This window comes from Pyxidicoccus fallax (assembly GCF_012933655.1).
Taxonomy (GTDB): Bacteria; Myxococcota; Myxococcia; order Myxococcales; family Myxococcaceae; genus Myxococcus; species Myxococcus fallax.
This window is the reverse complement of sequence record NZ_JABBJJ010000707.1, coordinates 1-1,287: the sequence shown is the minus strand read 5'-3', so window position 1 is coordinate 1,287 and position 1,287 is coordinate 1. Positions and strand designations below refer to the sequence as shown.

General features: G+C 70.3%; 1 protein-coding gene. It reads left to right on the top strand.

All coding sequences use genetic code 11. The features are described 5' to 3' along the window. The coding region (locus tag HG543_RS53685) for a DMT family transporter (RefSeq protein WP_343073674.1) at nt 1-944 on the top strand (944 nt) is incomplete at its 5' end. Nucleotides 945-1,287 lie beyond the last annotated feature (343 nt).

The window sequence follows — 1,287 nt, the reverse complement described above, 5'->3', positions numbered from 1 at the left end:
CGCTGGTGCTCGCCGGGTTTCCCTGTAGGGTGCGCGCGTCCATGAACCGCTGGGTCCTTCCGGAGCGCTACCGCGGCATCCCGCTGCTGGTCTTCTCGAGCTTCCTCTTCTCGTTGATGGCGCTGTGCACGCGGATGCTCTCGGGCCGCCTGTCTCCCGGGCAGGTGGCGTCCGGGCGCTTCGTCATCGGGTTGCTGTTCCTGGCGGCGTACTTCCCCCTGCTGGGGCGCAAGCCGCGCTACGGGCGCCTGTCCCTGTGGGCGCTGCGCGGCATCTTCGGCGGCGCGGCCGTCTACCTGTACTTCATGGCCATCGACCGGATGACGGTGGGCCCGGCGGTGCTGCTCAACTCGTGCTGGCCCATCTACGCGGCCATCATCGGCTGGCTCTTCCTGCGCGAGCGGGTGACGGGGCCGCTGTTGGCGGGGCTGGTGCTCACCACGGTGGGCGCGGGGCTCGTCATGTGGAGCACGATGGACGTGGGCGCGTCGCTGTCCATGGGGCTGGGCGCGTGGGCGGGCATGGGCTCGGCGGTGCTGGGCGGCGCGGCGGTGGTGGTGGTGCGCGCGCTGCGGCACGACACGGACTCGGCCACCGTCTTCTTCTCCTTCTGTCTCTTCGGCCTGCTCTTCAGCCTCCCGTTCGCCCTCCAGGACTGGCGGCCGCTGGGGTGGGACGTGGTGCTGCCGCTGTTGGGCGTGGGGCTGACGTCCGTCGCCGCGCAGATGACCTTCACGTATGCCTTTGGCTACGTCACCGCGGTGGCGGGCGGCGTGGCCACGCAGCTGACGCCGGCCTTCTCGTGGGTGATGGGCGCGCTGCTGCTGGGCGAGCCCGTGTCGCCGCTGGCCGTCACCGGCGCGCTGGTGTGCGTGGCCGGCGTGTTGTGGGGCACCGGCGTGGTGGGGCGGCTCATCGCGCCCGCGTCGCGTCCGGCGGCCTGAGGCCCGCCTGCTTCCCCATGTGGGAACCCGGTTGCCCCACCCATCCGGCCAGGGTGTCCGTTTCTTTTCAGCGGCTCCTGAAGGAATTTCAGTCCTTCAGCCCGGATGGGAAATGTCGTTCCACATGTGGTGCGGGTCCTTTCCCATAGAGGCTGGAGGTTTGCTGCGTCGGCCTTCCGACGTCTCCCCGCTGTGAAGCGTTGGCACCCGGGTTGCTGAGAGCCCACCCCCGGAGCCGCGGATCAGCGCGGCACGGACTTCCAGGTCCCTGGTTGTGCTGGGGGAGGTCGTTTATGCGACGGGCGCTTTGGGTGGCGTGGGTGGCGGCGGCGTTGGTGGTGGG